Annotated in this window: 10 protein-coding genes; 2 read left to right on the forward strand and 8 right to left on the reverse strand. The window is 58.4% G+C overall.

Annotation, left to right across the window (positions count from 1 at the left end):
* The 8 genes from RTS12_RS18955 to RTS12_RS18990 all read right to left on the reverse strand — a co-directional run.
* Window positions 1-295: beta-eliminating lyase-related protein (locus RTS12_RS18955; RefSeq protein WP_312531294.1), on the reverse strand; the 295-nt coding region annotated here is incomplete at its 3' end.
* A complete protein-coding gene (locus RTS12_RS18960) occupies window positions 292-732 on the reverse strand; it encodes a YcgN family cysteine cluster protein (protein ID WP_312531296.1) in 441 nt (146 codons plus the stop codon). The genes RTS12_RS18960 and RTS12_RS18955, both read right to left, overlap by 4 nt.
* Complete coding sequence (locus tag RTS12_RS18965) at window positions 732-1,658, reverse strand: bifunctional riboflavin kinase/FAD synthetase (protein WP_312531298.1); 927 nt, start codon at window positions 1,656-1,658, stop codon at window positions 732-734. Before RTS12_RS18965 ends, RTS12_RS18960 begins: the two co-directional genes overlap by 1 nt.
* A gap of 32 nt (window positions 1,659-1,690) precedes the next feature.
* The gene (locus RTS12_RS18970) at window positions 1,691-2,134 is read right to left on the reverse strand and encodes a MaoC family dehydratase (protein WP_312531310.1); all 444 of its coding nucleotides are present in this window, start codon (window positions 2,132-2,134) and stop codon (window positions 1,691-1,693) included.
* A 107-nt stretch (window positions 2,135-2,241) separates the two neighbouring features.
* Complete coding sequence (locus tag RTS12_RS18975; RefSeq protein ID WP_312531300.1) at window positions 2,242-3,111, reverse strand: TIGR01459 family HAD-type hydrolase; 870 nt, start codon at window positions 3,109-3,111, stop codon at window positions 2,242-2,244.
* Between the two features lie 19 nt (window positions 3,112-3,130).
* Window positions 3,131-4,051, reverse strand: a complete 921-nt coding sequence (locus RTS12_RS18980; RefSeq protein ID WP_312531302.1) for a manganese-dependent inorganic pyrophosphatase — start codon at window positions 4,049-4,051, stop codon at window positions 3,131-3,133.
* 70 nt (window positions 4,052-4,121) lie between these two features.
* On the reverse strand, window positions 4,122-4,772 hold the full coding sequence (locus tag RTS12_RS18985) for a DUF1345 domain-containing protein (RefSeq protein WP_312531304.1): 651 nt from the start codon (window positions 4,770-4,772) through the stop codon (window positions 4,122-4,124).
* A 179-nt stretch (window positions 4,773-4,951) separates the two neighbouring features.
* On the reverse strand, window positions 4,952-5,980 hold the full coding sequence (locus tag RTS12_RS18990; RefSeq protein WP_312531306.1) for a TraB/GumN family protein: 1,029 nt from the start codon (window positions 5,978-5,980) through the stop codon (window positions 4,952-4,954).
* Between the two features lie 296 nt (window positions 5,981-6,276).
* Here RTS12_RS18990 and RTS12_RS18995 point away from each other — a divergent pair, with 296 nt between their 5' ends.
* Window positions 6,277-6,564: a co-chaperone GroES gene (locus RTS12_RS18995; protein WP_312531307.1), complete on the forward strand. Its 288-nt coding sequence runs from the start codon at window positions 6,277-6,279 to the stop codon at window positions 6,562-6,564.
* A 46-nt stretch (window positions 6,565-6,610) separates the two neighbouring features.
* Complete coding sequence (groL, locus tag RTS12_RS19000; protein ID WP_312531309.1) at window positions 6,611-8,245, forward strand: chaperonin GroEL; 1,635 nt, start codon at window positions 6,611-6,613, stop codon at window positions 8,243-8,245.
* Window positions 8,246-8,281: the final 36 nt, after the last annotated feature.

The raw sequence follows: 8,281 nt of genomic DNA on the forward strand, positions 1-8,281 counted from the left end.
CCATATAAAATTCCGGCGCACCGGTTTCGCTGGTCTGGATATGGGCATCCTCGTGGCAAAACACCCGACCCCAGCCGGGCGTGACCAAGGACAGCGCCAAGGCATTGGCAGCCGTGCCTGTTGCAACGAAATGAACCGCCGCCTCTGGCGCGTCAAAAACCTCGCGAACGCGGTCTTGCGCGGCGCGGGTAATGGCATCGGCGCCGTAAGAGGGAACATGACCGTGATTGGCCGCAACCAAAGCGTCCATGATGCGCGCATGCACGCGCCCGGTGTTGTCAGAGCCGAAATTCACGATAGATCCTCGATAATGTAATCTTCCCAGTCATCCTCGCTGACCGAGACCTCGCTGACCGTCCAGCCCTGAACAGACGCGCCCGCGCGATGAATGCTTTCGCGATCACCCGAAATCAGATAATGCCAATCATACAGCGGCTTACCCTCGGTTCTTAGACGATACGCGCAGGTTGCAGGCAACCACCATGCGATCTCTTTCAGCTTTTTCGGCGTCAGAACCACGCAATCTGGCACGTATTTGTGCCGGTCCGGATAGCTGGAGCATTGACAGCTTTGACCATCCAGCAGCTTGCAGGCGACACGGGTAAAGGCCAGCTCATTGGTGTCTTCGAATTCGATTTTGTTCAGGCAGCACTTGCCGCAGCCATCGCACAGAGCCTCCCATTCGGAAGGATCAAGGGAGGCAAGCGGCAGTTTCCAAAATTCCTTACGCATCATCCATCCGCCAATAGCTTGCGCGCCTGAGCGCTGTCGGCGTCCATCTGCATGATCAATGCGTCCAGATCGTCAAACTTCAATTCCGGGCGCAGATAGGAAACCAAAGCGACCGACAGGTGCTCGCCATACAAATCGCCGGAAAAGTCAAAGATATAGCTTTCAAGGTTCGGCTTATTCACCCCGAATGTCGGGCGCACGCCAAGGCTTGCAACACCTTTGTAGCTGCCGCGATGCGGGCCGGTCAGCACGTCAACCATGACCGCATAGACACCAAAAGCCGGGCGATGCAGATGGTCCAAGGCCATATTCGCCGTCGGATAGCCCAGCTCGCGGCCACGCGCATCACCGTGCAGCACCTCGCCCTCGATGCGGTGCCAATGGCCCAGCATACGCGCCGCCTCATCGGGGCGCCCCTCGCTAAGTGCGGTCCGGATCGCAGATGAGCTGTAGCGGTCGCTTTCGCCGATCAAGGGGGCAATCGTGACGCCAAAGCCCATGTCGCGGCCCAGTTGCGCCAGCACGCCCGCATCGCCCGCGCGACCTTTGCCAAAGCGGAAATCCGCGCCCACGGTCACATGCCTGACGCCCAGCCCCTCGACCAGAACTTCGCAGGCGAACTTTTCAGGGGTAAGGCCGGCCAGAACCGGTCCGAACGGCAGCTGATACAGGTGATCCACGCCAAGCCGCGCCAGCCGATTGGCGCGCGATTCGGCGTTCATCAGGCGAAAGGGCGGCGCGTCAGGTTGGAAAACCTCTCGGGGGTGGGGTTCGAACAAGACGACACCCAAAGGCGCGTCGATTGCCGCACGGGCATGATCGATCACCGATCGGTGGCCCAGATGCACGCCATCGAAATTTCCCATCGCAATGGTCGCGCCGCGGGCATCGGCAGACAAGCCCTTCCAGTCAGTATGGATGCGCAATAGGGGCCCCCGGTGGGCCAGCGCTGGCCCTGTCAGTCGAACTTCTGGCTTGGCGCCAATACGACAGCCTCGCCTTTCAGCACGACGGTATCGCCGACGAGGCAGCGGGTTGCAAGTGTAACCCGCCGTTTGCCATGATCAATCGCCTCGACGCAGACTTCGGCACGCACCAGATCACCCGGACGGACGGGCGCCATGAATTTTAGGCTTTGCGATAAATAGACGGTGCCGTGACCGGGCAATTGCTCGCCGATGACGGCGGAAATCAATCCGGCCGTCAACATTCCATGGGCGATGCGACCTGCGAAAATCGTATCACGCGCATAGCTGTCATCCAGATGAACCGGATTCCGGTCGGTTGATACTTCGGCGAATAATTCAATGTCGCGATCAGTCACCACCTTGGACAGGTGACGGCTCATGCCGATTTCCAACTCTTCGATCACGATCGTTCCGCGTGGGAAATTGTCCAGCACCATCGCCCCCTCTCTCGGCTCTGTCTTTCGCTGCATAGCAGCAAAATATCGTCAGAGCAAGAAAAGAACCGATCATGCGATTATTTTGTCAGATTATTGCGAGGCGATTACCTAAGACGCCCGATGGCGAATTCCGGGTGCCGCCCCTCCATATCCAGCCAATTGTTCAGCATTTCAGCGTCGGGGTTTTCGACGTCATCGCCAAACTGATCAAAAGCCAAGCCGCCCGTGACAAACAGGGCCGAGATCCCTTCGGCTGCGGCGCCCAGAACATCGGTATTGATGCCGTCGCCGATCGCCAGAATGCGAGTCTCGGCGTCCAGATCCAACTTACGCCGCGCCAGATCATAGATCGGGGGGTGCGGCTTACCGAAATAAAGCGATTCCCCGCCCATCGCCGTATAAAATTCGGCCAAGGCCCCCGCACAATAAATGCGGCGTTCGCCCAGATCGACGATGACATCCGGATTGGCGCAAAGAAGCTTTAGCCCCTTGGTCCGCGCCAGAAGAAATTGTGCGCGGTAATCTTCGGGGTGATCATTCAGCTCATCGAAGGGGCCAGTGACAACGATCCCCTCGGCCTCGTCCAGCGCCACTTTTTCAATCGCAGGCGCATCGGCCCATTGCGCGGGAACCGAGGTGAAAAAGCCCTCATCCTTTTCCGGCGAGATTGCCCAGACCTTGCGCCCGACCGCACCCGCAAACATCGCATCCTGCGCCGCATCACCCGAGCTGACGATCAGATCCCAGGCGTCACGCGGCACGCCCATGCGGTCTAGCTGATCCTCGACGAAATTTGCAGGCCGGGGGGCATTGGTCATCAAAACAACCTTGCCCCCGCGGTTGCGAAAGGATTGCAGTGCGGCAATGGCCGCCGGATAGGGCGCTTTGCCGTTGTGAAGGCAACCCCAGAGGTCGCAAAAAAGAACGTCGAAATTGGCGGCGATCTCGTCAAGCGACGCGATGATTTGGGTCATTGGGGTTGCTTCCTTCGTCTCAGACCGCGAGGGCCGGGATGATCTGCTTTTTGCGCGACATGATGCCGGGCAGCACAACGCTGTCCCCGGTCACGTTCACGCCGAAACTTTTTTCGGCCACCGATTTGACATAGTCGTTGGGCACCAAAAGGGTCGCTTCTTCCTTCAAGATATCGACGACGAAAAGCAACACCTCGTCGGCGCCATCTGCGCGTGCGACTTCGGGCATAGCCGCCATCAAGGCATCCTTGCGCGCCAAAACCATCTGCGGCGAGGTCGTTTCCAGAACCGAAACCCGCAGCTGCTTGCCACCCAGCTCGTATTCCTTGCTGTCCATGCGCAGCAATTCTGCCTCATTGAACGCAGAGACATCGGATTTTGCCGCGAACATTTCCGCCGCATATTCGGGGATCGACAGGCCCAGATCTTTGGCCAGCTTTTCGGCGACGAAACGGTCATGCGGTGTGGTCGTCGGGCTGCGGAATTCCAGCGTATCCGACAAGATACAGGTCAGCATTGCTGCCTTGATCTCTTTGGGGGCGCGGGCAAGGTCCGCCTCGCCGATCAGGTCATGCATGATGGTCGCCGTGCAGGCCAGCGGGCGAATGGTGATATTGATCGGCAAGCGCGTCTTGATGCCGCCAGCCAGCAGGTGGTGGTCGATAATCTCGATCACTTCGGCCTCGTTGATCGAGGCGGGCAGTTCGGCTGGATTGTTGGTATCCACGATCACGCATTGATCGCCGGGGGCGACATCGCTGAACAGGTCGGGCTTGGCGATATTCCAGCGCGTCAGCATCCAGGCGGCTTCGGTATTGGGCTCGCCCTGAAGCAAGGCCTGGGCGGGCTTTTTGCGCACCTCGTTGAGATACCAGGCCCAGATAATGGGAGATCCCGTCGAATCGGTGTCAGGGGACTTATGGCCAAAAACCTTGATCATGGGGAAAGGGACCTTTTCGGGCATGGGTTTGCAAAGTCGCGCGACTTATAGGTTCTGCGACCGCGCTTGTCTATTGACCCGTCTGCTGCCCCAGGGTCACGGCCAGATTGACCGCCAGCGCCAAAATCACCGCGTTATAAAAGTAGGACAAGATACCGTGCAAAACGGTGATACGGCGCAAATGCGTGGTTTTGACTGCGATATCCGAGGTCTGCGCAGTCATGCCAAGTGTGAAGCTGTAATAGATGAAATCCCAGATTTCTGGGGCGCGCTCGTCGCCGGGAAAGTCCAATCCGCCTGCGTCGGTGCCATCATCAGTGCGCGCATACCACAAGCTTGCATAGTGAAAGGCCATGACCATGTGGATCGTCGTCCAGCCCAGTGGCACCGACAAAAGCGCCAGCAAGGGGCGATAGGCAAAACCCTGATCCTGAGCACGCAGGGTCATCACGATGGCAGTCAGGCTGATCACCACTGCCGCAAGACTGAGACAGACGATCATCGGCATGCCCTCGTCCTCGGAATCGCCACGTTGACGCAGGGCATCGGTATCGAAGTTGTGGCTTTTGGCCGCCACGCTGATCAGATAGGCGGCGAAAAACACGTCAGCGCCGATCAAAAGTCGATCGACCCCGGCAAGCCGGTAACAGGCAAAACCGCTGACGAGGCCCAGAGCGAAGGCCACTAGAAACAGCAAATGTCTGCGTAGGTCCTGGATCATGGTGCTGTCTCTTTCCCGGTCATGCAGGCTTGTGGCCCGTGACGTCTCCGGACAAGGCCGATCGTCCTAGCGGAAACGACGGATGTGGCCCGGATGTTCCCCCGGCACGACATGTGACCGAAAGGGTCAAACCTACGGACACAGAATGCGCCAATTGCACGCAATCGACCGCCAGACCGCTAGCCCCCAGCCTTATGTGGAGAGGGCAATTCCCGGATGCGCCATCCGTCCTTTTCCAGCAAGCGCAGCACGCCATTCTCGCCCGGCAGGTGCAATGCCCCAAAAGCGGCCACGACATGGCTGTCATCTGTGGCCGCCGCATTGGCCGCAGCTTCAAGCGGCGCGATCCAAGACAGATTGCGCGCATCCATCAGCTTCTCGCCCGCAAGCTGCATTTGCTGGTCAACTTCGGCGCGGCTGAGGCCCGATGAGGCATAGGCGTCGATGCGCCCGAATTCCCAGATCTGCCAGATATCGCCCGAAAAATAGGCGTCAATCAGGGTGGTCGCATAATCGTCGGCATGTTCGGCCGCAGGCATGGCACTGCGCAGCATGTCGACCTCTTCGGTCGGGGTCATGTCCGAAAACAGCGTAAAGACAGTGTCCCAGCGCTCAAGTGCGCGGATTGGAATGCCCCGATCCGTGGCGCGGTCCATCAGCAGTTGATCAAGCCCCCGCACCCCTCCATCGCCCCGCGCCTGTTCGAGCATACAAGGCGACATGCCCATCATCATCGCCACATACCAAGGCCGCATCTTGCTGGTGACAAAGGCCGGAATTCCCCGCGCAGCCATCGCATCCGACACCTGCTGCCAGTCATGATCGCTCATCCTTTCGGGCAAGGTTGGCCCGCTGGGATCGGTGATCAACGTCGGATTTTCTTTCAACGCCTGGCTCAATTGGGCCTGCTCTTGTGGGCCGGATTCCACCAAAAGCGTGCTGGCCGTGTCGATCTTGTCACTGAATTGCGACATCGTGAGATCATGCCGCGGATCGGCAAAATGATAGGTGCCGATCAAAATGATTTCGGCATTTCCTTTTTGCGCGGTCCAGAAAATCCCCTTGTGATATCGGGTGATCGCGACGGCTTGATCAATCTCGGCGCGCTGAGACGGGGTCAGCTCGGCCAGCAGATTGCGGCCAGTGCATTCCTGCCCCAGTGCTGGCCCCGCCAGCAAAACCCCCAAGATCAGCAAAATCTTTCGCATCACGGCACCACCCATTCCGCCCTCGAACATGGCACGCCCAAATGCCAAGCGCCAGACTAATGCCAATCCCTTAAGAAGATACGAACTTTCAGGAAAAGCCGCAATTTCTTTGCGTTTCCCTGTGTTTCGCAAGGCACCTTTGGCGCAAGTTCGCCCTGCCCTGCCGACGCAATAATTTTTACGGCCTTAACCGTTGACAGGATGGGAATGCGTCCCTAGTTCTTCTGACATTGGCACTCACCAAGACCGAGTGCCAACAACAGAAACACTGCAACCTGAAACACCGGAGTGTTCCAATGGCATTCAAACCGCTGCATGACCGCGTTCTGGTCCGTCGCGTCCAGTCGGACGAGAAAACCAAGGGCGGCCTGATCATCCCCGATAGCGCCAAAGAAAAGCCCGCCGAAGGCGAAGTCGTTTCGACCGGCGAAGGCGCACGTAAAGATTCGGGCGAGCTGATCGCACCTTCGGTCAAAGCTGGCGACCGCGTTCTGTTCGGCAAATGGTCGGGCACCGAAGTCACCGTCGATGGTGAAGAGCTGCTCATCATGAAGGAAAGCGACATCCTCGGCGTTATCGCCTGAGCTGATCGTCCATCCTTTTTTAACAACGAATTCGAGGAAGTGAAGAATGGCTAAAGAAGTCAAGTTCAACACCGACGCCCGCGACCGCATGCTGAAAGGCGTGAACGTCCTTGCGGATGCCGTCAAAGTCACGCTCGGCCCGAAAGGCCGCAACGTCGTCATCGACAAATCCTTTGGCGCACCGCGCATCACCAAAGACGGTGTTTCGGTTGCCAAGGAAATCGAGCTGTCCGACAAGTTCGAAAACATGGGCGCTCAGCTCGTGAAAGAAGTCGCAGCACGCACCAATGACGAAGCTGGTGACGGCACCACCACCGCGACCGTTCTGGCGCAGGCCATCATCAAAGAAGGTCTGAAGTCGGTTGCAGCTGGCCTGAACCCGATGGATCTGAAGCGCGGCATCGACCAGGCAACCGCCAAAGTCGTCGAAGCCATCAAAGCTGCTTCGCGCCCTGTCGCTGACAGCGATGAAGTCGCTCAAGTCGGCACGATCTCGGCCAATGGTGAAGATTTCATCGGCAAGCAGATCGCAGAAGCCATGCAGCGCGTTGGCAACGAGGGTGTGATCACCGTCGAAGAAAACAAAGGCATGGATACCGAGGTCGAAGTCGTCGAAGGCATGCAGTTCGACCGCGGCTACCTCTCGCCCTATTTCGTCACCAACCCGGACAAAATGATCGCGGATCTTGAAGATGCGCTGATCCTGCTGCACGAGAAAAAACTCTCGTCGCTGCAGCCGATGGTTCCGCTGCTGGAATCGGTCATTCAGTCGGGCAAACCGCTGCTGATCATCGCAGAAGACGTCGAAGGCGAGGCTCTGGCCACGCTGGTCGTCAACAAACTGCGCGGCGGCCTGAAAATTGCTGCTGTCAAAGCTCCGGGCTTCGGCGATCGCCGCAAGGCCATGCTGCAAGACATCGCGATCCTGACCGGTGGCCAGGTGATCTCGGAAGACCTCGGCATGAAGCTGGAGAATGTCACCATCGACATGCTCGGCCGCGCCAAGAAAGTTTCGATCAACAAGGACAACACCACCATCGTTGATGGCGCAGGTGACAAGCCCGAGATCGAAGCACGCGTCAGCCAGATCCGTCAGCAGATCGAGGAAACCACCTCGGACTACGACAAAGAGAAACTGCAAGAGCGCGTGGCCAAACTGGCTGGCGGCGTTGCAGTCATCCGCGTCGGCGGCATGACCGAAGTCGAAGTCAAAGAGCGCAAAGACCGCGTTGATGATGCGCTGAACGCGACCCGTGCGGCCGTTCAGGAAGGTATCGTCGTCGGTGGTGGCGTTGCTCTGGTTCAGGCTGCAAAAGCACTGGACGGCCTGAAAGGCGCGAACTCGGATCAAGACGTTGGTATCAACATCATCCGTCGCGCTCTGGAAGCTCCGCTGCGCCAGATCTCGGAAAACTCGGGCGTTGACGGTGCAGTTGTTGCCGGCAAGATCCGCGAATCCGACTCGACCTCGTTCGGCTTCAACGCTCAGACCGAAGAATATGGCGACATGTTCAAATTCGGCGTGATCGACCCGGCGAAAGTCACCCGTACCGCGCTGGAAAACGCGGCATCGGTTGCTGGTCTGCTGATCACCACTGAAGCTATGATCGCCGAAAAGCCCGAGCCGAAAGCTGCGGCTGGCGGCATGCCCGACATGGGCGGCATGGGCGGCATGATGTAATCATACCGGCCTTACGGCTAAGGAAAGGGCGCCCCT

The organism is Paracoccus sp. (in: a-proteobacteria) (assembly GCF_032007265.1).
Lineage (GTDB): Bacteria > Pseudomonadota > Alphaproteobacteria > Rhodobacterales > Rhodobacteraceae > Paracoccus.

Bases quoted from the DNA above. Each gene is read 5' to 3' on its own strand.
- RTS12_RS18960 (WP_312531296.1), bottom strand. From the start codon at position 732: ATGCGTAAGGAATTTTGGAAACTGCCGCTTGCCTCCCTTGATCCTTCC.
- RTS12_RS18975 (WP_312531300.1), bottom strand. From the start codon at position 3,111: ATGACCCAAATCATCGCGTCGCTTGACGAGATCGCCGCCAATTTCGAC.
- RTS12_RS18980 (WP_312531302.1), bottom strand. From the start codon at position 4,051: ATGATCAAGGTTTTTGGCCATAAGTCCCCTGACACCGATTCGACGGGA.
- RTS12_RS18985 (WP_312531304.1), bottom strand. From the start codon at position 4,772: ATGATCCAGGACCTACGCAGACATTTGCTGTTTCTAGTGGCCTTCGCT.
- RTS12_RS18990 (WP_312531306.1), bottom strand. From the start codon at position 5,980: ATGCGAAAGATTTTGCTGATCTTGGGGGTTTTGCTGGCGGGGCCAGCA.
- RTS12_RS18995 (WP_312531307.1), top strand. From the start codon at position 6,277: ATGGCATTCAAACCGCTGCATGACCGCGTTCTGGTCCGTCGCGTCCAG.
- groL (WP_312531309.1), top strand. From the start codon at position 6,611: ATGGCTAAAGAAGTCAAGTTCAACACCGACGCCCGCGACCGCATGCTG.